Origin of the sequence: Bacteroides celer, assembly GCF_002632415.2 — a bacterium.
GTDB lineage: Bacteria > Bacteroidota > Bacteroidia > Bacteroidales > Bacteroidaceae > Bacteroides.
The window spans coordinates 5077627-5104016 of sequence record NZ_CP178209.1; the positions used below are offsets into that span (position 1 = coordinate 5077627).

The 26390-nt window shown below is 43.9% G+C and carries 14 protein-coding genes; 3 read left to right on the forward strand and 11 right to left on the reverse strand.

The features are described 5' to 3' along the window. Window positions 1-121 precede the first annotated feature (121 nt). The 6 genes from CJF29_RS20615 to CJF29_RS20640 all read right to left on the reverse strand — a co-directional run bounded on the left by CJF29_RS20615 (window position 122) and on the right by CJF29_RS20640 (window position 12994). The gene (locus CJF29_RS20615; protein WP_099145970.1) at window positions 122-2464 is read right to left on the reverse strand and encodes a BamA/TamA family outer membrane protein; all 2343 of its coding nucleotides are present in this window, start codon (window positions 2462-2464) and stop codon (window positions 122-124) included. Window positions 2465-2466: 2 nt separating this feature from the next. Next, window positions 2467-6978 carry a translocation/assembly module TamB domain-containing protein gene (locus tag CJF29_RS20620; protein WP_074558973.1) on the reverse strand — a complete coding sequence of 1504 codons (4512 nt, stop codon included), beginning with the start codon at window positions 6976-6978 and terminating at the stop codon, window positions 2467-2469. Window positions 6979-7092: 114 nt separating this feature from the next. Then, a complete protein-coding gene (locus CJF29_RS20625; protein ID WP_074637240.1) occupies window positions 7093-9426 on the reverse strand; it encodes a hybrid sensor histidine kinase/response regulator in 2334 nt (777 codons plus the stop codon). Window positions 9427-9466: 40 nt separating this feature from the next. Next, window positions 9467-10825: an MATE family efflux transporter gene (locus CJF29_RS20630; RefSeq protein ID WP_008997864.1), complete on the reverse strand. Its 1359-nt coding sequence runs from the start codon at window positions 10823-10825 to the stop codon at window positions 9467-9469. 85 nt (window positions 10826-10910) lie between these two features. Beyond that, the gene (locus CJF29_RS20635) at window positions 10911-12149 is read right to left on the reverse strand and encodes a M16 family metallopeptidase (RefSeq protein ID WP_074558952.1); all 1239 of its coding nucleotides are present in this window, start codon (window positions 12147-12149) and stop codon (window positions 10911-10913) included. Window positions 12150-12154: 5 nt separating this feature from the next. Further along, entirely contained in the window at window positions 12155-12994 is an 840-nt protein-coding gene (locus tag CJF29_RS20640; RefSeq protein WP_004304934.1) for a peptidylprolyl isomerase, read from the reverse strand. A gap of 87 nt (window positions 12995-13081) precedes the next feature. On the opposite strand from CJF29_RS20640, the gene CJF29_RS20645 reads away from it, so the two are divergent. From CJF29_RS20645 to CJF29_RS20655, 3 genes are all read left to right on the forward strand, one after another. Next, window positions 13082-14455 (forward strand): sigma-54-dependent transcriptional regulator, encoded by a 1374-nt coding sequence (locus CJF29_RS20645; protein ID WP_099145968.1) that lies wholly within the window; start codon window positions 13082-13084, stop codon window positions 14453-14455. A 215-nt stretch (window positions 14456-14670) separates the two neighbouring features. Then, entirely contained in the window at window positions 14671-16227 is a 1557-nt protein-coding gene (locus CJF29_RS20650) for a sulfatase (RefSeq protein ID WP_049701792.1), read from the forward strand. A gap of 274 nt (window positions 16228-16501) precedes the next feature. Further along, on the forward strand, window positions 16502-16768 hold the full coding sequence (locus CJF29_RS20655; RefSeq protein ID WP_004299920.1) for a hypothetical protein: 267 nt from the start codon (window positions 16502-16504) through the stop codon (window positions 16766-16768). 119 nt (window positions 16769-16887) lie between these two features. On the opposite strand, the gene CJF29_RS20660 is transcribed toward CJF29_RS20655, so the two are convergent. From CJF29_RS20660 to CJF29_RS20680, 5 genes are read right to left on the reverse strand one after another with little or no spacing between them, the layout of a single operon-like run. Then, window positions 16888-18459 carry a LamG domain-containing protein gene (locus CJF29_RS20660; protein ID WP_022276192.1) on the reverse strand — a complete coding sequence of 524 codons (1572 nt, stop codon included), beginning with the start codon at window positions 18457-18459 and terminating at the stop codon, window positions 16888-16890. A 36-nt stretch (window positions 18460-18495) separates the two neighbouring features. Next, window positions 18496-20424, reverse strand: coding sequence for a RagB/SusD family nutrient uptake outer membrane protein (locus CJF29_RS20665; protein ID WP_004299918.1), 1929 nt, complete (start codon window positions 20422-20424; stop codon window positions 18496-18498). Between the two features lie 13 nt (window positions 20425-20437). After that, complete coding sequence (locus CJF29_RS20670; protein WP_004310444.1) at window positions 20438-23683, reverse strand: SusC/RagA family TonB-linked outer membrane protein; 3246 nt, start codon at window positions 23681-23683, stop codon at window positions 20438-20440. 36 nt (window positions 23684-23719) lie between these two features. Next, window positions 23720-25111 carry a glycoside hydrolase family 76 protein gene (locus CJF29_RS20675; RefSeq protein ID WP_004299916.1) on the reverse strand — a complete coding sequence of 464 codons (1392 nt, stop codon included), beginning with the start codon at window positions 25109-25111 and terminating at the stop codon, window positions 23720-23722. A 14-nt stretch (window positions 25112-25125) separates the two neighbouring features. After that, a complete protein-coding gene (locus CJF29_RS20680; RefSeq protein WP_004299915.1) occupies window positions 25126-26373 on the reverse strand; it encodes a SusE domain-containing protein in 1248 nt (415 codons plus the stop codon). Window positions 26374-26390 lie beyond the last annotated feature (17 nt).

The window sequence follows — 26390 nt, forward strand, 5'->3', positions numbered from 1 at the left end:
GTAATATTAAAAGGTTAGTGATGTCAACGGCATCAGATTTCGTTGCAAAATTACAAAAATAGTTGAATCCAACAGGACAAATATCAATCATTATTTACCAAAATCGTACAAAAATCATTCATTAGAAGGGATAACCGATAGCAAAATGTATTCCCAGATTCTTCATAAAGCTTCCTGTGACATTGTAATATCCGCTTCTTTCGGTATCGTAAGGCAAATGCAAAGGTATACCGAAGTCGAGACGGAACACCAGAATATCCATATCATACCGAATACCGACACCAGTACCCAAGGCGATTTGTTTCGGGAAAGTTTTCAGTTCGAGCTGTGAGTCCGGACGAGCCTCATCTTTACGCATCAACCAGACATTTCCGGCATCTAGGAAAGTAGCTCCCCAGATACTCTTAAAGATACGGAAACGATATTCTACATTTGCCTCGAAACGGAAAGTCCCCGTCTGATCGAGGTAGGAATAGCGGCTTTCCGACGGATGGTAGCCACCCGGTCCGATGCTACGCACCGTGAAGGCACGAATACTGTTGGCACCGCCTACATAGAATTGTTCGCTGTAAGGGGCTATCGTTGCATTACCGTAAGAGAAGAGAGCACCCAAGGCCACACGGGAAGCAATCTTATTATTCTTGTCCATATTCCACAAATGGCAGAACTCCGTATTCAGCTTTACAAACTGTGCGAAAGGTACGTTGAGCAAACGCTTATCTTCTTTGTTGAAAGGCTGACCGAAAGCACGGTAAATCAAGGAGGTCAGGTTTCCGGCAGAAGTGACGGTGGATTGCCACCAAATAGGATTTTTTATACTGCGTGCGGAAGCGTTATCATACGTATAGGTATATTCCATGGCAGGAATAAACTGGTCTTTCAAACTGATATATAAGGCCGGGTTGGCTTCCGCTATTGCAATAAATTCGTCCGATTGATGTTGCAGGACATTGAATGTCAGTTTGAAAGGGGTAATACTATGTCTGCTTGTACGTGTCGGCTGGAAATCATAGGTAGCATTTCCACCGAAGGATAACAGTTTGTAATATCTGGCACGGTTCAACTGGTCGACGTACAGGCGGAAAGTCGTCGTTGCCGGAAAGTCGAACTCCCGTTTTCCCAAATGCGGGAAGACCACCCGCGGGAAAGTCAAAGAAGTAGAAACTCCCATCTCCCAGCTATTCATCAGAGAACTCTTCTCTCCTCCTCCGGTTTGCCACTCATAAGAACCTTTCAGCTTTACATTCCAGCTTTCTCCACCTCCGAACACATTGTTCCGGGTGACGCCGAATGAGGCTCCCGGCCCGGTCTGGTCGTTACTCTTGGTTACGACATTCAATTCCAGTTCGGCATCCAACGGCTTGGCAAAAGTAGCTTGCATTGTTACTTGCAAGGTATCGCAAACGGCTGTTGTATCTTTTGGAGCATATTGCAGATCCAAGTAACTGAATATTCCCAGCTGACTGAGCTTCTCCTGAATCTGTTCCTGCCGATACTGGCTGTAAAGTCGGGTACGATTGGAAGCACGCATCTGTGTATTCCGCACAAATTGCTGATAGTTCAACCACCGATAAAGCATGTTCGGGCGAACCTGCAGTTTCTTATAGAAATGAATATTCAGATTCTTGTACAACATGCTATCATTCGGCATTTCTCCATTTTTCCCGTATAAATAGACGGAAGCATCTCCTACATAGTAAGGACGCTGCGCAGCAGCAGGCAACCCCGACACAGGAATCAGACGAAGACTGATGTGTCCTCCGGGAACTAAGGTTGTATCTGCCTGATAAGTCATATAGTCGGGACGGAAGTAAAAATATCCCCGGTTACGCAACAGCGTACTGATACGGGTACGTTCTTCATCCAGATCGACCACGTTAAACTGCTCACCGGGACTTATATAGGACATCCGCCGTCCCCGTTCCATAATACGTAAAGTTTGGGGAGTGAAACGTTGATAATAGACCGTATCAATAAAATAAGGATTCTTCATGTCAACCGTATAAAGAATGCTTGCTTTCAGGCTGTCTTTCTTATCCACCAAGGTTTCATAAGTCACTTTCCCATTAAAATAACCATAATCACGGAGCAGGTTAGTAGCCACCTTGATACGCACTTCCGGGTTGACAGTGGAAATAAATACCGGAGGGTTGGCAGCCAGGCGATTGAACATCCACTTTCCAAATCCCTTTTTATATTTCACAAAGTCGTTATACATCCACATTTTAAAAGGAATAGGCAGAAGGCCTCCTAACATCTTTGTACTGGGAGTTTTGTCAAGAGCCGCATCAATCTCTGTCAAAGCCGTCTCTCCTACCGGTGTTGCCGACTTATTCTCTACTACCGTTTTTCCTCCTGTATAAAGTACCTCCCCTTCAGGCAGGTGTTTTGTCACCGAACAGCCCGAAAACAAAATGATACCAATCAGACAACTTGCTAATATGTTACTATATATCCCTTTCATGCTTACTTCTTTTTCTTAAAGATGAACAGTTCACTGAGTTTGTCCAGTTTCTTGCGAAGTACCAGACCGACTCCGGTTTCCGTAATCTCGCCTTCGAGTACACTCTCGTAGTTTTTATCGTAGAACAGACGGACATAACGGGTTCCGGTTCTATCCAAACGATATTCCAGAGAGATGTTATCGATAAAGGATTCCGCATCATTCGTCGCATTCTCACCTGTAGAAACCTTACCTCCGATTACAATCTGGAAACGGTTGTTAAAGAGACGTTGTGAATAACGGAAACTGTAATCCGTACGCTTACCACCCGTATCCGACAAATCGTGATCTTCGATACCGACAGAAACACTGGCATTTTTCAGATTTCCCATCAATGAGTTAATTTGGCTGCTTAATACGGAGTTCAGTGCGGAACCCATATTCAGTTTACCCAATCCACCACCTCCGCCACCAATCGGTCCGGTGCCAAGATAGGTTTTCATAACCATAATATAGAGGGCTTGTTTACCTCTCTCTTCCGCCCCCATGGCTGTCAACTCGTTTTGTATGGTTGCATCTTCGGGAGCAGATACATCAAATGCAAAGGAAAGATTATCCAACCGGTTCTTGACAACAATGGACACATCGAAATTAACCGAACGCGTTCCGCCGTTCTCTCCTTCGGAAACAGAAGCACGGATACGATCGGTTGCTTTGAAGTTCAACATCGGGTCCATGGGGTTTCCTGTCCATTCCACATAGCTACCGTTATCGATAGCAAATTCTTTGGCAGCAATGACAGGTAAAGCATATTTCATCAAACCGCCGCTCAACGTATAGCGTCCGGTCAATGTCAGATCACCTTGCGGAGTATATTTCATAGAGAGGTCACCTCCCCCTTCCAGTTCGACACGATTGTCATTGCTTGCATCCAAATCGACTTTCAAACGGACGGATGGATCGATATGTACCATCATCACCATGTCCAACCCGCCTAAAGAAACAGTCGGCACTTCTTGTTGAACAACCGTAGTGGTGTCGCTAAACGAAGTAAAGGTTACCAGACTTCCCAAACGATCCTGTACCGTCAACGGCGAGTCGGTCAAGATATAGGAAACGTCTGTATTACCCAGCAGGCTCATGTTTCCACGCATGTTCAATCCATCCAACGGTCCTTTCACTGTTGCCCGGAAATCGGCAAAGACTTTTCCGTAGACCAGACTCTCACGAGTGCGTTTGGCATCCAGAAGCGTATAGTTCTGCGCCAGCAGATTCAGATTCGCCATCGGTCGGGACATATCCCTGAAATCAACATAACCGTCAATCGTGAATGGAGTTTTTCCTGTTGTATAGATAGCGAATTTATCAAATTCCAACCGATTATTCTTTATCTGTACCGGACGGTCGTCGAACCTGAAATTAGCACCATATTGGCGGGAAAGAACAGAAACGCTATCCAATATCAGTTCGCCATTTATCAAAGGCTGCTCGATGCTACCCGCAATATTCAGATTACCATCCATATCACCGGCCAGTGTAGCCATTTTATCAGGAATAAATACGTTAGCTACACGTAGCGGGAAATGCTCCAGAGTAGCGTTTACTTCCAGACTGTCTTTTCCTGTCTGGGTTGGAACCAGCTTACCATCCGCCACCATCACTTCCACTTTGTCATGATTCAGATAAGCGTTCAGGTATTGTTTTCCCTGTTCGCCTGGCAGCCAGGTGGCTCCCACTGTCACGTCACCAATTCGTTGACGTTCATAAGTCAATTCATCAATAGCTGCTTCAACCGAAAGTTGAAGATCCTTTTCGGTCTGTACATAGTGCGCTTCCGCAGAGAATAAACCGGTTATTTCCGGGAAGTAAGGAAGTACACTGCTCAAATCAGCCAAACTGATTCTTCGGATTTCCACATCAATATTCTGTAGAGAAACGGTGTCTCCCCGTACAGAATGTACACGGAATCCCATTCCTTCGTCATCCCACATATCTACATTGGCGTATACACGCATATTCTTATGCACATAAATCCAATTATGATTTTCATTGAAATGGAACTTCTGGAAGGCGATTATCGGTTCTTCCGGAATCAAGGTGAGAGCCAGTCCATCGCCTTTTCCTTTGCCCTCGAACAAGGGACGTGCATTGACACCGAGTAATACTCCTGTTTCTCCTTTTCCATTCTTAAAGTCTACCAGCAATTCGGCATCCCGGTCACGAATTTCTCCCGTCAGTGTGGTAGAGAAGGAGAATTGCGGATTCTTGGGGCCGTTAATAACTCCGGCACGCAATTTCATGAGTGTGGTATCTTGTTTGACGGTAAAGAAGATGGTATCCAATTGCAAGGTATCTACTTTCAAGGCGTGGATAGCGGCTTTTCCATTGATTCCCCAGTTGGGAGCCGTTCCGAATTTCACTGAAGCGTCATGGTAAGCAATCTTCTTGGTAGCCAGGAAATATGCCAAAGGGTTCTCTTGTCCTGCGGAGAAAGAGAAAATAGCAGTTGGCAATGCTTTGCGTAATTCAGCGTGATTCAAGGCTTTCTCATCAATCTGCTTCATCAGTACATCCACAAAATGAGTGGACTGGCGAATCAAAGGATTAACACCGGAACGTGCACTCAAATCGAGTTTCATATCTCCAGAGATTAAATGGGTAAATACGCGGTTCTGACGAGCCTCTGCCGAAAAATTGAAAGTCAGCGGACGCTTCATTGGCTCCGGCATGATTCCCAGTTCATGCAAATCCAGTTGGGTGACATCAATCGTTATTTTACCGTCGGGGTAGCTGTGTGCCAGATTGTATTCAGCATCCGTTGTCATTTTCAATAAAGCATTGTCACTTGTCAGATGTGCAGTGACCAATGCGCCTTTAAGTTCTCCCGTCAGATCAAGATTGGAAAGATGGTATTTAGCATAATGAAGCTGATCTAATGAAAGATTCAATTTGGCAAATGAATGGTAGGACATGACATCTAATCCACGACCATTAGCCGCAGCCGAAAGAGAAAGTTCATAGATAGAATCTTTCGGGAGGAAACTATGAAGTTGCAGATTGTCTATTTTCAGATCAGCCTTATAGACTTCGGTAGTGGTATTTAAGGCTGCATTCACGTCCATAGCTCCTTGTCCTTCTTTCAAACGGAGATTTGCTTTATATTCAGGACCTTTGATATCCACTTTCGCCACCAGATTCATACTGTCAGGAATGACAAGCGTACCATTAGGCGCTTCTCCCGACAGAGCGGTCAGGAAGTTCAGGTTTTGAGTGGTCATTTTCAGGCCGATGGTTCCGGTGCGTGTGAGACTGTCGGCGAGGTTTTCCAAAAGGCCACCGCCCTCCAATGCAAAAGCACCAGGCAGGTCTACCGTAAAACGGGAAATCTGCATTTCTTTCAGATTGCCGTCCGTGCCGGCACGGATGACGAGCGGGCGGAATGGATAGGCTTCTTTGAAGCTTTCGGGCAGACCGCCGGCAAATAGCATGACGTCTTCTTTGCCGATATAGGCATTGAGACGGGCGGATAAGCGTCCCGTAGTGGGGATATTGACCAGTTCCCAATAGGTATGGGCAGATAAATCGATTTCAGAATGGGGAGTGTTCAGTTTCAAACCGGGAACACAGATAACAGAATCATTGGAGTAGGCTCTACCCGTCAGGGAAGTGACGCTCAATCCGGAACGTTCGTTCATGGTAAATTCACGAATGACTGCGTTCATATCCCTCCCTTTATACAGCAAGGAATCCAGAGCGATGCGAATATCCCGGACGGCAATATGAGAAGCGTCGAAGCCCTCTGCCGGTTGAGCAGTTCCGGTATCATAGCTGGCGGAGGTTCCCGATAATAAGAACTTCTTCAAGTCGTAGTATTGATTCTTCAAATCTGCTTGAGCATCATCGATGGCTGCTTCTCCAATATGGGCCGCCATACGCATGGAATCAGCAGGAAGTTGCATACTGAACGATACATTTTTCAATTTCAACTGATGAAGAGCTACTTTCCAGTTGATCGGAGCAGAAGCTGTGGTATCTTTGGGCGTAGTTGTAGTATCATTCATCAGTAGCTGCACGTGAGTGTCGGATAGTTCGACCTGATTGATTACCGCTAGTTCATTAGACAGATCGACGCCATGACTTTGCAGGAAGAAACGTCCCAAAACGCCTTTAATCTTCATTCCCTCCATCAAATCGGCTGAATTAACGGCTACCCGGCTCAAAGTCACTTCATCCACTTCAACTTTTCCTTTTATCAACGGCCATGCCTGTACACTGACATTGAGGCTTTCTAAAGATAAAAGGGTGTCCGGCTGTTGAATGACCTCCACGCCACGTACCAACAGATTAAGTGGGAAACGAAGGTCTATCCGCTCCACCTGAATCTGCATGCCGGTTGCTTTAGAGGCGTATGCAGTAACCTCCCGACGCAAAAGATTCTGAACGGGAGGTACATAAAGCAATACCATTAGTATTACAAAGAGTATTATAGGAGTAAGCAGTATCCAGCTTACCCAACGTATCCATTTTCGTTTCATGTAAAATGTGTCAGTGTAAATAAGGTGACACAAAGTAAACAAATTATTTTGAAAAAAGGTTTGGGTAATAGTAAGAAAGATACAGATAGTAGCCAAGGAGTAGAAGAAACCGGCTTATTGGGTATTCTTCATTACCTCCAAATAATGCTCCGCTTCACTAATTATTTTACGGACAGCTTCTAATGTATTGAATGTTGTTTCTTCTATTTTTTCCGAGAATTCTTCTCCACGACAAGCCTCCAACCACTTTAACGGGGCGATGGTTCCCTCCGCTCCGATCATTGTGAAGAGAGGGAGAAGTTTATGCGCCATGGCAGCTATCCCATCCACTTCCTTTTCATTCAATGCTTGTTGCATCCGTTCAACATTCTTGCCTGTTTCTTCAATAAAAGTGTGAATGATGGAGTATGCTGCTTCCGGATCATCTTCAGAATAAGCAGTCAGTGCAGAAAAGTTGATCCCGACAGTTCCCATATCTTCTGTTATATGCGCTTCATCGGCCGAAAGTTGACCTTCATTTACTGTTAGCAACAATTCCTTTACTGTAAACGGTTTATGCAAACAACCGGCAAAACCATGTTCATGTAAAGCGGCTTTATCCATCTCACTACGGGCAGTCACAGCAATAACAGGGATTGTTTTTGCTTGTGGTATATTAGAAGCCCGTAATAGTTTTACCAGATCAAACCCGTTAATGGCAGGCATTTGTATATCTGTCAGCAATACATCGAAGACGGAAGAGCGAAGTTGTTCAATCAGCTGTTCCAGCTGTTCACAACATACCGCATCAATACCATGCTGTTTCAACATGGCAGCAGTCAGATTCAGCTGAATCTTATCGTCATCAATCAAAAGCACACGAATGACTTTCATGGGAGGAATGGCAGCCGACTGTTTGGGAGCGTATGGACTTTCATTCTCCGAAGATTCACATTCCGGAGCTTCGCTCTCCGCAAGGGATTTACCTACCGGATACAGAGGCAGAACGACCGTAAAACAGCTCCCCTCACCTAATGTACTCTGCACGTCAATTGTTCCCTCAAGCAAGGTAACCAGCTTCTTCACAATAGACAATCCAAGCCCGAATCCTTCTTCTCCCTGTGCGCCGGAAAGACGTGTAAATTCCTGGAAAATGCGTTCACGATCTTCTGACGCCATTCCTTTTCCTGTATCGGCAATGGCAATGGTTAACTTTGAAGAATCATAACTAGCTGTCAGACTGATCTCGCCTTTTTGAGTAAATTTTACGGCATTAGACAAAAGGTTATTCACAATTTGCCGGAGTCGCAAAGGATCGCTGATATATCCTCCGTTCAGTTCCGGAGCGACGTGACATTGCAAGGCTAATCCTTTGGCAGCAGTCAGAGGTTCGAAACTGACATAAATTTCATCAAATAGCTGGGAGGGGTTAAAGGTTACACGATTCACTTCCGCTTTATTGAGATCAAGCCGGTGGAAATCAAGCAAGTCACTGACTAACTTCAATAAATGTTCTGAAGAGCTTTTCATATTGTCGAGGTAGAATCGTTGCCGTTCATCTTCTGTCAGCCGGGACAGGAGTTCGGTATATCCCATAATTGAACCTAACGGAGCTTTAAAATCATGGGTAATGGCAAGCATCAATTTTTCACGGGCGATCAGTAAATCTTCCGCCCGTTTATTCGCCACCTCCAATTGCTGGCGGTAACGGTTGCTACGGGAGATATCCCGCATAATCAATATCAGGAAAAAAGCAGATAATAGTACGGCACCAACCGCGATACCGCCGATGATACGTGCCGACCGCATCCTCACTTCCTGCTGAAGTTCAGCATCCTGACGGGCACGCAAGGTCATTTCTTCCTCATATTGTTTAATCAGGCTATCCATCCGTGCCGTCAACTGCGTATTCATCCGCTGGTACTTTGTACTGGTACGGCGGATTGTTTTTCTCCGTTGCAGTCGTTTTTCTTCGGTAGCCATGCGGATTTTCTGCTGAAGAGAATCTTTAGAAGTGGTCGGTTGGAGAATGGTATCAGTGGCTACTTCCAACGATGTATTTACTAATACGGCACTGTCTTGTTTAGAAGGGGAAAACACTTCGGCGAGTCGTTTGAAGAATCCCTTCTTTTTAGGAGTAGTGATTAAAGAGTCACGCTTGGTAATGACCCGATGTTGTACCCGCTGCTGGGTAATAACTGAATCCTGTTCGGAAATGATTTCTTCGATTTCCGAAGCAGAGAGAAGACTGTCGTTTGCCTCACTTAGCACCCGCAACATCTGAATCGTGTTTTGATCTTTCTCATGGAGAAGGGTCAATAGACTGTCTGTTCTTAAATTCTGTTGATCGTCGGCGGCCGACAATGCTTCCATCTCACGATGTACAAACACCAGCGAGAAAAGGAGGATCGCCAGCAACAAAGTGTAACCGGCGGTTATTTTCAACTTTGTAAAACGGAAGGAAGCCATTGGGGTTAAGTATTAATTTTTAAGTATCAAGTATTTAGTATCAGGTTTTGGGATGAGGTTCGGGGAGTTTCGTCATGTGGTGAAAACGCCACCAAAGCATCAATCCTGCGCTTGTCAAACCAAAAGGGAACGCCATCCAGACACCTACTACTCCCCATCCCATCACAAAGCCACAGAAATAACCTACAGGAAGGGAAATAATGAAATAGGCGACAAAGGCAATCACCATCATTAGTTTTACATCTGAAATTCCACGCAAAGCGTTGGCGAAAGTAATCTGCAGTCCGTCGCCAAACTGATAAACGAGGAAAGGGAAGATTAGAGAGGTCACCATAGCAGCCACTTCCTGACTGTCGGTAAACCAGCCTCCCAAGTAATTCCGGCAAAGGAAGACAATCAAAGAAAGCACAACGCCCAATGTCATCATCAGATGAAAACCTGCATAGGCAGAACGACGTACATTGATGATATCATTCTGACCTTTGAAATTACTGACACGAACAGCCACAGCGGCACCCATACCGTAATACATCATAAATGTAAACTGTGAAATAGCCAGCATAACCTGATGAGAAGCCAGAGCGATAGTACCCAGCCAACCGATCATGATCGCACTTAGACTAAAGGAGGCTGTCTCCATTCCCATTTGAAAAGCAACCGGCCATCCGAGGCCGTTCAAACGTCCAAATATAGCTCGTGACCATCCCAAACGGAAAAAGCCAATCTTATAGCGGACAAAACGCGGACTACGCATAAAGATGATGATAAATATAATCACCATCACGATACGCGAGAACAGCGTGCTGATACCTGCTCCCAACAGACCTAACTCGGGCAATCCGAGCTTTCCATAAATCAGGATATAGTTTCCTATGATATTCAAGACATTTCCACCAAGCAATATCCACATAGCGGTTTTTGTATCCGTAATTCCGTCTGTAAACTGCTTGAATCCATTGAAAAGCATGACAAACACGAGTGAAGCGAGCAAAACAAGGTAATACGGCTTAATCAGGGGAATCAATTCTTCCGGCTGTCCGAGACGTTCTATATTTAGATAAAGAACAGTCATACAGATAGTCAGCAGCAATGCAACCATCAGGTTTGCCAGCAAACTGTTGCGTAAAGCCTGTCCCGCAGGGGCATACTGCCGGGTTCCATACAAACCTCCCACAATGGGAGTCAGCCCATACGAAAAACCCGTACTGAAAATTATCGCCAGATTGAACACATTATTGACGAAGGAAGCTGCTCCCAGCTCAATCGTACTATGATGTCCGATCATTAACGTATCCGCAAATCCAAGAACGATTACTCCTATTTGACCGATCACAATCGGCAGTCCGAGAAAAATTAGTGCTTTATAATGCTCTTTATATGTACTATAAATATGTCTCATTTACTTTTCCGTTACCTAAACGTATCTCCATTTTCAGGCAAAGGGACTTTTCCCTTTCACTGATAGATTATAAAAAAGGGAGAATTTAATTTTGTTGTTTCTTATAATAAAGTATTACTCCGTTCTCCTTACGGAAAGCAGATTGAGCTACCGCCCGCAATTGTTCGGCTGTGACAGACCGATAACGATCGACCTCTTTTTCCATGTCCTCCGCCCGGCCAAGCAATTCGTACCAAGCCAGGTTGGTTGCCACATTTAAATAATTGATGTTGCCGAATATCTGGGTAGACTCAAATTTATTCTTCACCTTTTCCAGTTCCTGTTCGTCAACCAATTCTTGTTGCAACAAATCCAGTTCTTCCCGCACTGCCGCTTCCGCCTGTTCCAAGGTGACACCTGCCGAAGGTTTACCACTAATATGGAATAACCCCGCATCTACACTGCCGGAAATATAAGCATCTATACTCGAAAATAATTGTTTCTGTTGTACCAAACGCTGGTTCAACCGGCTGGAACGTCCGTTGCTCAACACATCCGACAAAATATCAAATGCATAATAATCCGGATGGCAATGGGCAGGCATGTGGTATGCCATAAATAAAGAATCGAGAGGAACATTTCTCTCTACCGTCAGCCGCCGTTCTTCCGTCTGTTCCTGTTCTTGTGGCAGGTTCCGTTGAGGAACTTCCCGACGAGGAATAGAGCCGAACCATTTTTCTGTCAAAGCAACCGCCTCTTCGAAAGAGATATTACCGGTCACAGCTAATATGGCATTATTAGGAGCATAAAAACGGAAAAAGAATGCCTTCACTTCTTCCAGCGTAGCATTGGCAATATGCGACAACTCTTTTCCGATAGTAGGCCATTGATAAGGATGCGTCTGATAAGCCAGAGGACGCAAAAGATGTCCGATATCCCCATAAGGCTGATTCAAACATCGCTGTTTGAATTCTTCCATTACTACTCCCCGCTGTACCTCCAGACTCCGTTCGCTAAAATCAAGACTCAACATCCGGTCGGATTCCAACCAAAAGCCGGTTTCTACATTCTGACGAGGTACAGTGAGGTAGTAATTGGTTATATCATTATTCGTCCAGGCATTATTCTCTCCACCCGCCAATTGAAGCGGCATATCATAATCGGGAATATTCACCGACCCTCCGAACATCAGGTGTTCGAACAAATGGGCAAAACCGGTATGTTCGGGATCTTCGTCGCGAGCTCCCACATTATATAATATATTAAGGGCAACCATCTGCGTACTTTCGTCCTGCGAATGTACCAGACGTAACCCATTATCAAGAATATGCCTGTTGATTTTCATATATTTCAGTCAAGTATTGTCACCTTTGTTATTTTTACATCTTCTTCGGGACGATCGCTACGGTCGGTTTTCACCTGCTGGATTTTATCCACAATATCCAGACCTTTCACTACTTCACCGAACACAGTATATTCGCCATCCAGATGCGGAGTTCCTCCCACCGTTGTATAGGCTTCAATCTGTTCCGGAGTGAAATGAAATTCCGGTTGTTTAGCTGCCATTTCCTGTGCCTCTGCAAACAACTTTTCCTGCAAATCATAAAGACCGTTTTCGTCATTTGCTTTTCGCATCTTATAAATTTCCTTCATGTGTTTCTGTGCCAGCGTATTGAAAATAACATTAATCTTATTCTCATTCATCTGGCTTTCCATACCCAGCAAGGTAGAGTCATTGAACACCTTACCTGTCACGATATAGAACTGACAACCGGAAGATTCTTTCTTCGGGTTCACATTATCTCCCTGACGGGCAGCGGACAAGGCACCTTTCTTATGGAAATATTTAGGATATACAAATTCAGCGGGAACAGTATAACCTACATCTCCCGTACCCAGCATTTTTCCTTTCGGTGCATTCTTTGAGTCCGGGTCACCAGCCTGAATCATAAAATCTTTGATAACACGATGAAACAGTGTGCCTTCATAAACACCGTCCTTCACCAGTTTGATAAAATTATCACGATGTTTCGGTGTCTCATTATATAGTTTCACCTCGATATCTCCTACAGTTGTCTCAATCTTTACCAACGTTTCTTTATCCATGTCTCCTCCTTTTTTTGTTCCGGTTTTGCAGGCAGTAAGTCCGCAAAACGATATGGTTAATATAATCAATAGAATCTTTTTCATAACACTTTTATTTAATTTAAGTTTGCAAATATACCACTTTCGCCTAAATCCTCTTACCTTTGTGACTTAAAAGAATCAAAACCTGACATGATGAGCTCCATATTGATCGTTGAAGATGATATCACTTTTGGAATGATGCTAAAAACCTGGCTAGGCAAAAAGGGCTTTGAAGTATCATCAGTAAGTAATATTGCCCGCGCCCGAAAACATATCGAAAGCCAAAACGTCGATCTGATTTTATCAGACCTGCGACTACCCGACCACGAAGGTATCGATCTGCTGAAATGGATGAATGAACAAGGCATGGACATTCCTTTAATCATCATGACTGGATATGCGGATATACAATCCGCCGTACAGGCAATGAAACTGGGAGCACGTGATTATATAGCCAAACCGGTAAATCCGGAAGAATTACTGAAGAAAATTTCTGAATGTCTGCAGTCTGAAAAGAGTCTTGCTACTCATAACGTTACTAAATCTTCTTCTAAAAAAGGTGCTTCTACTTCATCTAAAGATTCAACAGAAAATCATCGTGCTTATCTGGAAGGAGAAAGTGATGCAGCCAAACAACTCTACAATTATGTAGGTCTGGTAGCTCCGACCAATATGTCCGTACTTATCAACGGTTCCAGCGGAACAGGAAAAGAGTATGTGGCGCACCGTATTCATCAACTTAGCAAACGAAACGATAAACCGTTTATTGCCGTAGATTGTGGATCTATCCCCAAAGAACTGGCTGCTTCCGAATTTTTCGGTCATGTGAAAGGTTCGTTTACAGGTGCTCTGACAGATAAAACGGGGGCTTTCGTTGCAGCCAACGGTGGTACTATCTTTCTGGATGAGATCGGAAACCTTAGTTATGAAGTGCAGATACAACTGCTTCGTGCCTTGCAAGAGAGAAAAATACGTCCGGTAGGTTCTACACAGGAGATATCGGTAGATATTCGTCTGGTATCTGCCACCAATGAGAATCTGGAACAAGCCATTGAAAAAGGTACTTTCCGTGAAGACCTTTATCATCGTATCAATGAATTTACCCTTCGTATGCCCGATCTGAAAGAACGGAAAGAAGATATTCTGCTCTTTGCCAATTTCTTCCTCGATCAGGCAAACAAGGAACTGGATAAACACCTGATTGGTTTCGATGCAAAAGCATCGCAAGCTTTAATGAATTATCATTGGCCGGGAAATTTGCGCCAAATGAAGAACATCGTCAAAAGAGCAACTTTATTGGCACAAGGCAGTTTCATTACTCTATTGGAATTGGGGACCGAGCTTTTAGAAACTCCTGCATCCAGCAATACGAGCATTGCATTACACAATGAAGAGACTGAAAAAGAGCATATTTTGGAGGCACTACGCCAAACAGGAAACAATAAGAGTAAAGCAGCGCAATTACTGAATATTGATCGGAAAACTTTATATAATAAATTGAAATTATACAATATTGATTTGTAACAAGTTACGTTCTTGCATTTTCTCTAGTGTTCTCATGCCTATGAGAAAATTTTCTCAATGCGATGAGAAAAAGTTCTCATTACTATGAGTATTTATTCTCATCACGGTGAGAAATGATTCCTTTTTGTAGTGCTCGAACTTATCTTTAACCGAATCTATCGCATTACCAGATATTATTAATTTTAATGCATATTCCATAGAATAAAATGACCCCCATGAATAAAAAAACATTATTACCCCTTGCATTTGTGCCACTCGCAGTAACCAATCTGCAAGCACAAAGCAATATGCAAATAGAACGCGCGGACAAACGTCCGAATATCATTCTCTTTATGGTAGACGATATGGGATGGCAGGATACTTCACTCCCATTCTGGACACAGAAGACACACTATAACGAATTGTACGAGACTCCCAATATGGAGCGGTTAGCAAAACAGGGAATGATGTTTACTCAAGCGTATGCCAACAGTATCAGTTCTCCTACCCGGTGCAGCCTCATCACCGGAACCAACGCCGCACGTCACCGAGTAACTAACTGGACGCTGCAAAAGAATACAATGACAGACCGTAAAGATAGCATTCTGGCAGTCCCTGACTGGAATTACAATGGAGTAAGTCAAGTGTCCGGCACTAATCATACTTTCGTAGGAACCTCCTTCGTGCAACTGCTAAAGAACAGCGGTTATCATACTATACATTGTGGAAAAGCCCATTTCGGAGCGATAGATACTCCAGGGGAAGATCCGCATCATTGGGGATTCGAGGTAAATATTGCCGGACATGCGGCCGGTGGACTTGCCAGTTACCTGGGAGAAGAGAACTACGGACATACCAAAGATGGGAAAGCGGTATCACTGATGTCTGTTCCCGGATTAGAGAAATATTGGGGAACGGAAACCTTTGTAACTGAAGCATTGACGTTGGAAGCCATTAAAGCACTGGATAAAGCGAAAAAGTATAATCAGCCTTTCTATTTGTATATGTCGCAATATGCCATCCACATTCCTTTGAACAAAGATATGCGCTTCTATGAGAAGTACAAGAAAAAAGGAATGACAGACCATGAAGCTGCTTATGCCACACTGATTGAAGGAATGGATAAAAGTTTAGGTGATTTAATGAACTGGCTGGAAAAGAATGGAGAAGCCAACAACACTATTATCATTTTTATGAGTGATAACGGAGGACTTGCATCCGAATCCGGATGGCGTGACGGCAAGCTGCATACACAGAATTATCCATTGAACAGTGGTAAAGGTTCTACTTATGAAGGCGGTATCCGCGAACCGATGATTGTCAGTTGGCCGGGAGTAGTAGCTCCGGGAAGCAAATGCAACAACTACTTGTTGATAGAAGACTTCTACCCTACTATTCTTGAAATAGCAGGTGTCAAGAACTACCAGACAGTTCAACCGATAGACGGTATCAGTTTCATCCCTCTGCTGAAACAGACAGGCAACCCAGCTAAGGGTCGGAGTCTTTTCTGGAATATGCCTAACAACTGGGGAAATGACGGTCCCGGAATCAACTTTAATTGTGCCGTTCGAAACGGTGACTGGAAATTGATTTATTACTATGGAACAGGAAAGAAAGAGTTATTCAACATACCTGATGATATAGGAGAAAGCAACGACCTTAGTGCACAGCATCCGGACATCGTGAAGAAACTTTCTAAAGAGCTGGGCAACTTTCTAAGAAAAGTAGATGCACAACGACCGACTTTCAAAGCGACAGGTAAACCTTGTCCCTGGCCGGATGAAATTAAGTAAATAGATTACCTAAATAAAAGAACTGTGGCGGGGAGTGTGGAATAATTCCACACTCCCCGCCACAGTTTCCACACACTCCACACATACTTCCCCACTATCCTAATTGGCATCATCTTCCTCATTCCCTTATTTATCAATCACTTATCATACATTATCTAATTTTGGCACGCGCTTTGATCTTTAATTAAACGTTAGCGAAAAGCAATAACCGATTCCTTAACACAAAGGTAGAGAATTGAAAACATATGTCTAATAATCATTAAAGCAAACGATTATGAAAAAATTAGTATTAGTAGTAGCAATGTTTATGTTTGTTTGTGGTGGTTCATTCCTTGTAAAGGCTCAGAGTTCTGCAGAAGCTGTGACAGCCCCGACAGAAATCAATGCAACAGTTGTCAATGATACAGTAGTAAAAGATACTGTAACTAAAGAAGACGCGCCTGCAAAGGCATCACTGGTTGCACTCGCCGCCAATGTCAATGATACAGTTGTCACAGACACTACATCAAAAGACAAACCGGCTGAGCCTGTCAAGGAATAACCTTGCCAACAACATGCAGGACATAGTCTGCCGAAGAATAGTAAGCACACTACAAAAAAAGCCATCCCTACTTTCGTCTATTCCGGGGATGGCTTTTTTATTATCCTATCTTCTTACAATTATTCTGTAGGAGTACTTGTTTCCAATATCGGATCTGTTTTCCAACTTGAAACAATATTTGCCGCCTCTGCTTCGAAGCTCTTTCCTGCCAAGGACACAAATGTCTTGGTATTACCATTTCCATTATTGAATAACCAATTAGCTACCATTCCATCCTTATCCTCACTCAACAACTTGCCGCTCTGCTCGGAGATCTGTTGATCCGACAAGGCTTTTGTCCAAATACGGGCATAACTGATAGCTCCGTTCAACCGGCGTTTACCATCAGACTGGCCGATGTAGAAATCAGAAGTAAGATTGATCTCTTTCAAATCATCCGGCGTACCGTTTGATAATTGAAGCGTTTCTCTGACACCATTTACATACAATGCAATCCGTTCGCTTCCGCTCTTACTATTATCCAATACCACAGCCACATCATACCACTTATTGGTTTCTATCTTAGTAGAGCCCTCATAGCGAATACTACCTTTATCATCTGCAGCAAGCTGAAGGAAACGTTCTTCATCATTGCTTCCTCCCTTATGCACGTCGACACGCAGCAGGAATTTCTTCTCTATACCCATCACCGTATTAATCCGGGCATTTCCATTGTCATTGCCATTCAACGACTCAATATTGAAACGAGCCTCAAATGTGATCGTACTCAAATTCTTTAGCGATTCATCTGCCGTACCATTATATTCAAACGGTACTTTAAAGTAATTACCGCTACCTAGGTTCGCTACTTTATCTGCCTGTACCACCGTAACGGTCAGACTTAATTCCTGTTCCGCTTCGTCTCTGACAAACACGGTAGTGATACCCGCTTTTTTACCTATTAAATTGAAACGAGTGTCATCCACCTGCTGAATAGCTACAATCTCTTCATCCTCTGCTGTCAGACTATAACCTCCGTTCCCTTTTTCTACCGTAATCATGATCTTATTGTTGACTCCCACTCTCGGTGTCAGGTTGGAGACATCGATAGAAATCGGATTTACCGTCACCTGAACCACTGCCTGTTTTCCTTTATGGTCTGTAAAAGTCACTGTTGTATGTCCGTTCTTCAAACCTGTCAAAGTATAGAAAGGACGGAACTGATCTGTATTAACCATGCTGACAACCGTTTCATCCTCCACCTCATAAGACAATTCATCATTGCTGGAAAAGTTTCCCATGCTAACAATCAGTTGCTTTTCACCGGCAACTTCCAAGATCACCTCCGGTTCATTCACTTCCAATTCAAATACACCTACATTCACAGAAATATTGGCAACTACTCCTTCTCCATCCATTACTTCGACGGTAGTGGCCCCATTCTGTGAGCCACTTTTTACAGTTATCAATTCGCCGGAAACGGTAGCCGTTGCAATGGCAGTGTTGAAACTTCTCACGGTATAGTTTCCGTTTCCAACCACTACATTCACTTTGGCTTCCTCATTCTGCCCGATACGTATTACCGGTTTGTTCACAATCAACTCTATCAAGTCTTTAGCCACATCGTCGTCATCATCGTCATCACAACCTGTAACGGCAAACGATAATACCGACAAAAGCAACAGACACATATATGTATAGATTCGTTTCATCTGATTTTCTTTTTAAAGTTATACATTCCTACCGGTTTACCATCCGGGATTTTGTTCAATGGTCGGTGTCTTCTGCAACTCACTCTGGCGAATCGGGAACAGATAATGCTGAATAGAGAACGTACGTTCTTCCACGCAGAAACGCTCCATTCTATATTTCACACCGTCAACCGTAATGGCCCCATTCTCATCCTGCACCGGACGCATTCCGTTAATCATTCGCTGGCAACGGGGCAATGCACCGTTATTGGCAGCCCAGTATTTCTGTGTACGTTTTGAATTGTCACTCCCGCTCGATTTCCAAAGGCTTTCCTTTGCTAGCTCTTCCTTACTGGTGGGTTCCAGATACAAGCGGCAAGTCCACGGACGTTTTCCTTCATAAAAAAGTTCCACGCGACGTTCGCGCTGAATGTATTCACGCATCAACTGTTGATTAGTCTTTACTTCCGGCGGCATCGGTTTCATAAAAGAACGTTCACGAACCGTATTCACCAATTTATAAGCTTCATCGATATCCTCGCCCAATTCATTACAAGCCTCTGCATAAATATAAATAAACTCCGGAAGACGCCAGATGGCGGGCGCATTGATACTGAAGTTACCGGATTTGTTCCATGACTCCTGTTGGAATTTACGTAAATAATAACCGGTAGTAGTTGCATTGGTAGCACCAATCTTATCGGAACCACTCGCCGTATTGATCGTTTTCGACTCGTTCTTATTATTACGGTAAGGAGCTCCGTGATAAATTACATCACGATAGAAACGCGGGTCACGAGTACCTTTCACATACGGATTAGTATCATCATAGCCACCTTTGCGGGCTTCTGCCGAATATACCGGATAGCCATAATCACCTACGATATATTCGTATTCATCCACTTGTTCCTGTACCGGTTGCTGGCGCGAACTTCCCTCACGGCTGGGCGGATAAATATCACCCTGCCATGCCTGATCCTTGCTCTTCGTCATAAAGAACACATACTCATTGGCAAAGGCATCCATATCATAAAACATATCCCACAAACGAGCATATACACGGCTGTCATTCAGATTACCGTCAGCCGGATCCTTGAAATCATTTGCATCATGTTTCGTATAGAGAGAATAACGCTTGGTTCCGCCGACTTCGAAATCCAGAACGGCTTTAGCCGCTTCTTTGGCTTTTCTCCAACGAGTAGCATCATAAGCATACTCATTTTCAAACACACGACGCAAGTTGTATCCATATTGAGAAGCACCGTTCCACAACGGAGTAGCCGCTACCCAGCGAACAAAAGAAATCAATCCCAGACAGGCTCCCTTATCCACACGCCCAAAATTCTCGGAAGTTTTCACATATTTATTAGGAACCATGCCATAAGCAGTTTGCGCATCCGTCACAATCTTTTCAACCATCGAATGAACAGATTCTTTCTTGAAGTCCATATTATCTCCGGCATTAATCACACGGTCAATATAAGGAGCTTCGCCATACATACGCAATAACAGCATGTGGAAATAACCACGCATGAAATACATCTCACCGATACGGTTGCGAAGATCACCATCCTGCTGTGGGTTGTCGGGCGTATTATACTTCTGTACATTTTCTATAATCAGGTTCGCTTTACGGATTCCTTCATAAAGAGCTTCCCAATATTGCCCTACACTACCGGGCAAAGAATTCGGGTTCCAGGCACCGTTATTGAAGTTATTCGTAATGTTTCCCTCTACGTTGGTTCCTTCACATTCGTCCGTAATGGCACTGTTGCTGAAGTGCTCGAAGAACACCAGCGGACGGTCTGCTTTCTTTGCAGCCGCATATACGTCGGAAACCAGTCCGTTCACTTTTTCGTAACGGGCAAAAACGTCCGCTTCCGTAATATTATCATCATCGTCCCGATCCAGGTAATCGCTACATGAAGTAAAGACCAACGGCAGGACCAATAAAGCAATTGCTGAAAATCTATATAACTTTTTCATATTTCTATCTTATTTAGAATGTTATATCAATACCAAAATTGAATACCTTTTGAATAGGATACCAGGAAGCTCCGTCTCCGGATTTCGTTTCCGGATCTATATCCACATCACCCAGTTTATCAAAAGTCAACAGATTCAGACCTTGCACATAGATACGTGCCTGTTGCACATGGAATTTACGTAATAATTTGGGTGATACATTGTAACCAATTTCCACATTCTTAAGACGCAGGTAGGAAGCATCATACAAAAACAAACTACTGTTTCCATTCTTGTTGTTATCATGTGTTCCATAATGCAATGCCGGATATTTGGCAGTAGCAGCCGTTTCCGGTGTCCAACGGTCCAGATGCATTTTCTTCACACGTCCGATCTTATCTTGTTCAAATTGCGGGAAGTCAAATACAGCAGCCCCATTCAACAGAATAGATGATTTTGTCGCACCTTGCAATAATACACTAAAATCAAAGTTCTTATACTGGAAACCGAAAGGAATACCGAACATCAGTTCCGGACTACGCGGATTTCCCATTGCTGTACGGTCTTCATCATCAATCACTCCGTTACGATCCAAATCCTTATAAACAACATCTCCCGGAATTAATTGTCCCCACGGCTGATAACCGATCTTGTTCAAGCGGTCAGCCTCTTCCTGATCGGCTACAAAATGATCGAACACATAGACGAAGTTTTCGTATAAACGTTTACCGGTTTCTTTACGCCAGGAGTTCTTGCGGGCAACTTCCGCTTTATATTCCAAACGGTTGCGGGAGAAAGTCAGGTTCGGACGAATATAGTAACGGAAATCCTTTCCAATCTTATCATTCCAGCTCAATTCGATATCCACACCGCGGTTGCTTACTTCACCCAGATTCTGTAAAGCTGCATCTTTACCTACAATATCCGGATATCCCATGATACCGTCACTATTCATATCTGTAATAATGTCAAAACGATATTCATAAAATGCATCTATCGTCAATGCCAAACGTTGGTTCAGGGTAGTAAAGTCGATACCGACATTCAGTTTACGGGCTTTCTCCCAAGTCAGATTCGCATTAGCCAGATTACCTTCGGAAGTACCGCCTACATTCGTACCAAAGTTATTACCGAAATCATAACCGCTGCCACCACCGTAGAAAGCCAGATATGGGAAACGGCTGCTAACGTTGTCACTACCTACCAAACCATAGGAGGCTCTTACTTTCAGGAAGTCAATCCAGGAAGCCTTTTTCATAAATTCCTCTTCAGAGACTACCCAACCGATTGAACCAGCTGGGAAGAACCCGTAACGTTTGCCCGGAGCGAAGTTTTCGGAACCATTGTAACCGAAGTTAAATTCCATCAGATACTTCTGATTATAATAATAAGCAAAGCGTCCGGTGATACCCTGGCTATGATAAGCCAGTTCATTGTTAACAGTACGGTTACCACGGTTTGCCAATAACATGGCGGTCACTTCGTGGCGGTTGCTAAACAAACGGTTGTAATCCAAACGTGCCTGTATATAAGTACGTCCGTCAGAAGCGTTATGACTGAATCCGTTGCCAATAGTCTGGTCAATATCATATTTGTTACCCGTTTTGTAAGCACCCGTATAGTGTCCGCCTGCCATATAAGCATCCGAACCTTCGATCGGCATAAACGTCGCATATTTCGGATATTCACGATAACCGTCTTTGTAAGTATCCAGTTTACGATTAATCCAGCGTCCTTCAGAAGCATCATAAGAGAACATCACTTCCGCTTTTAATCCTTTCGTCAGAAATTCCATATCCAGATTCATGGCAAAACTACCATTCAGATACGTGTTCTTTTCATTCAGATAACCGGTACGGCTCAATTCACCCAGAAGATTGTAACGGTAGATATTGTCACCATAAAGCATTCCACGAGGATTTTGCTGAATGTATTCCTCATTCTGCGGATGCGCATTTTCTTCCACCAGGATGGGCAGATATGGAGGCTGGGTAGCACAGATGGTCATCAGGCGACCGGCTGTTGTACCCGGTGCATTACGGTCGGTAATACGGGCCCCCAAATCCAAACGGGTACTCAAATAACGATTAATGTTGATATCGATGTTCGAACGGAAGTTGTAACGGGTGAACTTGGTTTGCGAGTCATATTCACCGGCATTCGAATATTTGTAGTTACCGCCTTGTGAAAAGTAATTGGCCAATACATAATAACGTACCTTGTCCGTACCTCCACGAATGGAGAGGCTGACATCTTCCTGCAAACCGGGTTTGAAGGCAAAATCATAATAATCCCAGTCATATCCCAAACCATCGGAGTTGTCTCCTTTCGCACGGCGGAAATTGTCAATCGCCTGTTGAGAGAAAAGGTTCAAACTGCTGATGTCTGCGCCCGTCATCTTGGCATCGTTCAATCTGGCTTCATTATATAAAGTTGCATAATCGGCAGAGCCTAAATATTCGGGGAAACCGATCGGCTGGTTAATACCGATAGAGGCTTTCAGGTTCACGGTTGCCTTTTCCGCTGCCTTACCACGTTTGGTAGTAATAACGATTACACCATTTGCACCACGGATACCATAAGCGGCAGTGGCGGAAGCATCTTTCAGGATAGTGAATGTTTCAATTTCATCCGGTGCGAGGTAACTCATGTCACGTTCGATTCCATCGACAATGACAATGGCACTCTGGTTACCGTAAGTTGCCTTACCACGGATAAACAATTCACTTTGATCCACACCCGGTTCACCACCCGCATACTGGTTTACAATCAACCCCGGCAGACGTCCGGCAAGCGCATTGTTGATATTGGCAGTAGGACTTTGCGTCAGATCTTTTGTCGTGATGGTAGCAACAGAACCGATCATCGTTTCTTTACGTTGTTTGGTATAACCTACCACAACCACTTCCTGCAAGGCTTTCGTATCTTCCTGTAGTAAGACAGTCAGTTCCTTCTTTGCACCGGGAACAATTTCCTGTGGCTGGTAACCCAGGTAAGAAAACACCAACGGAGCTTCCGCATAAGGCAGTTTCAATGTAAACTTACCATCCATATCTGTAATCGTACCTGCATTGGCCACCCCTTTCACGACAACAGACACACCGATCAACGGGTCATTTGTCGTCTTGTCCAATACCGTACCCGACACTGTTATTTTATGGTTTTGTGTGGTCTGCACCTTTGCCGTTCTTCCCGTTTGCGCCACACCCTGCAAAGGTATACCTGCAAGAAGAGTGCAAGAAACAGCCACCAGACAAATATTTCTTTTTATATGTATCATCTTTCTTTTCGATTTTCTATGTGTAATAAATCAATCTTATTCCTCTGCTTTCTTACCGAAATCCGGTCCGACCCAGTTGGCCTTTTCCGTTGCTTTACCTTGCACCCAGTCTTCATAACGGGCACGGATTTCAATCATTGTTGCTCCCGGGACTTCCGCATTCAAGGAAATTGTCAGGCGATCTTCCCTGTTGTCACGATTACCGAAGGTCGGTGCTTTTGCCCAATCGTACTCCCACACATAATAGCCTTCGGGATGAGCCAACGTCCAAAGCACATCAGAACAGCTGCGCAATGCAGCGATAAACTTATTCTTGGTCTTTTCCGGATAAAGGCTGTTAGTCGGCTGTTTCACCATATCCAGGAAGTAACGGACAAATATTCCACGGAATAAAAGATTATCTCCCGAATTTCCTTCACCACTGAATACCGGATAGTTGGAATCCATCTTCTTATTCACCTGGTAAGAGCCGAAAGCAACCGCATTACGAAGATATTCATCCTCACCGGTAGCGTTGTACAGCTCCAGGGCAGCCGCCATAAATGTTCCCTGATTATAAGACAAGGCTACTTTATCAGGATCTCCCGGTGTTCCGTCATCTTTAATACTAAGATTATCATATACCTGTCCGGTGGAAATATCACACAGATAAGCCGTCATCCAGTTGTATACCTCTTTGGCGAAGTTCAGGTAATAAGCAGCCTGCTCTTCCCAGCCATCTTTAGCCTCCTTAACGGTAAGTTGATACAATTTCATAGCCAGAAGGCAACCGGGACCATTGGAACAAGACATACGTGAAGCCGGCGCATCCGTTTTCCATGCCATTCCTCCTACCCCTTTATAGTCATTCTTCGCTCCCTTGATATGGTTCCACATCTTCATCAACGCACTGTAGTAATCCTGATCGCCAGTCAATTCATAAACCCGCAGACAAGACAGTGCCATCCATTCCATATCATCATAGAAGTTATTCCAGAAGTCTTTGCCACCATAACCGCAATGTTCATTCCAGTCATCAAAAGCCGGCAGGAAAGGTTTCATGATGTTTTCATACAAATGAGCTTGATATTCGGGATTGTTTGCGTGACGGATATAAGCATCGATCACGATGTCCAATGCATGTCCCTGCGACCATCCGCCGCTACCGCCCGTGCTTGCCGGTTCTCCGGTTTCCGGTGTATTCGGTTTTTCCCAGTAAATGCTTCCGCAAAAGGTATCCCGTCCGCTGGCATTCTCATAGAAATATTTGATATAAGTTCCCGTACTTTTGTCGGCTGCATCTGTCCAGTTCACATCCGACACATATTCACCGGATGAATTACCTTTGTAGATGTCTCCCAGATCGCCGTCGTCACAAGCTGTAAATATTGCCAGTGCACCGCTTAACAACAAAGCTCTTTTTGATAATGATACTATATAGTTCTTCATATTATTATTCAGTTTTAATCTTCATTCGTTTCCGAAGCTACCCAACGGTGGGTGTACGTTCCAAACTCTGCATTGAAATAGAGGGTTACATCGGTTTTCACCGTAGCATAATAGACATTTCCCTGCTTTTCGCCCCATTGCAGTAATTCGTCGCAGAAACGGAAACTGTAATCCCATGGATCTGTGCCCAATGCCAGTTGATATAAATTATAATAGCTGTTGTCGGTAGTCAGATTCGGTTGCCCTTTATCTTTCTCCTTATGTCCCCAACGGTAGGTTGTTCCGTTGATTTCCATCTTAAAGCTATGACGGGTTTCACCGCTTCCTGCCCAACTTTCCGTTTGTTTCCGGGCAGTATAATTCTTCACACCCCATTTGCCATATCCCAGATAGTTGAAATCCTGTCTATACCCACCCGAATGGTTATAAAGATATACAGCTCCTATTTCATCGTAACTGATCGTTTGTTCACCCATATTGATGGTAATCCGGTAGATGCCTGATTGAGGAACCGTAACTGTATAGTCTTCACCATCATTACGCTCACGTAACACTCCGTTGTCGTCTACATAATAATAGCATTTGCGACCTTCTACAGTAGACATAAATATAAATGGCTGGTCGGCTTTCAATTGAGTGAAAGTCTGATAGATTCCTTCATTCTGACGGAGCATTTGTTGTGCTTCCGCTTCATCACCATCATCTTCCGTACCCACGCCAGTGATATAAACCGGCTCGTTTTCAGAAGGCATATCATCAATGCCGTCCATCATAAAAATTACGAAATAACCTTCCAGACTACTAAGAGCCTGATCCAATCCGCAATAAGCACGCACCTTCCAACGCAGTGTGCCGTTAGTATTGCAACGGAATTTAGCCAGTTTACCTATTGTGTTTGCCTGATAATGGGTTAAAGTCAACTGCGATTCCAAACCGTTATTGTCAGAAAAGATCGTTTCTACCGGTTTGGTAAAGTCTCCCCCGATCGTATCAATCAATACTTCATAACGATATACTGTATTTCCGTGTTTCTCGGTAGGCGTCCATTTCAGAACAATATCCGTCAACGAAGCACCCGAAAGTACTACTCGCTCGCCACTAGCCATTGCATCCATTGTTCTAACAGGTTCAGGCGGAACAATCGGTTCATAATCATCCGGATCAAATCCCGGATTCAGTTTATTGTCACAAGCCGTCAGTCCGATAAGAAAAAACAGCAGGGCAAATTTGATTAGTTTTTTTGTTATCATATTGTTTCTCATATTATTATATTCCTAGT

Bases quoted from the DNA above. Each gene is read 5' to 3' on its own strand.
- CJF29_RS20635 (WP_074558952.1), bottom strand. From the start codon at position 12,149: ATGAAAATCAACAGGCATATTCTTGATAATGGGTTACGTCTGGTACAT.
- CJF29_RS20640 (WP_004304934.1), bottom strand. From the start codon at position 12,994: ATGAAAAAGATTCTATTGATTATATTAACCATATCGTTTTGCGGACTT.
- CJF29_RS20645 (WP_099145968.1), top strand. From the start codon at position 13,082: ATGATGAGCTCCATATTGATCGTTGAAGATGATATCACTTTTGGAATG.
- CJF29_RS20630 (WP_008997864.1), bottom strand. From the start codon at position 10,825: ATGAGACATATTTATAGTACATATAAAGAGCATTATAAAGCACTAATT.
- CJF29_RS20655 (WP_004299920.1), top strand. From the start codon at position 16,502: ATGAAAAAATTAGTATTAGTAGTAGCAATGTTTATGTTTGTTTGTGGT.
- CJF29_RS20650 (WP_049701792.1), top strand. From the start codon at position 14,671: ATGAATAAAAAAACATTATTACCCCTTGCATTTGTGCCACTCGCAGTA.
- CJF29_RS20620 (WP_074558973.1), bottom strand. From the start codon at position 6,978: ATGAAACGAAAATGGATACGTTGGGTAAGCTGGATACTGCTTACTCCT.
- CJF29_RS20675 (WP_004299916.1), bottom strand. From the start codon at position 25,111: ATGAAGAACTATATAGTATCATTATCAAAAAGAGCTTTGTTGTTAAGC.
- CJF29_RS20670 (WP_004310444.1), bottom strand. From the start codon at position 23,683: ATGATACATATAAAAAGAAATATTTGTCTGGTGGCTGTTTCTTGCACT.
- CJF29_RS20615 (WP_099145970.1), bottom strand. From the start codon at position 2,464: ATGAAAGGGATATATAGTAACATATTAGCAAGTTGTCTGATTGGTATC.
- CJF29_RS20625 (WP_074637240.1), bottom strand. From the start codon at position 9,426: ATGGCTTCCTTCCGTTTTACAAAGTTGAAAATAACCGCCGGTTACACT.
- CJF29_RS20680 (WP_004299915.1), bottom strand. From the start codon at position 26,373: ATGAGAAACAATATGATAACAAAAAAACTAATCAAATTTGCCCTGCTG.
- CJF29_RS20660 (WP_022276192.1), bottom strand. From the start codon at position 18,459: ATGAAACGAATCTATACATATATGTGTCTGTTGCTTTTGTCGGTATTA.
- CJF29_RS20665 (WP_004299918.1), bottom strand. From the start codon at position 20,424: ATGAAAAAGTTATATAGATTTTCAGCAATTGCTTTATTGGTCCTGCCG.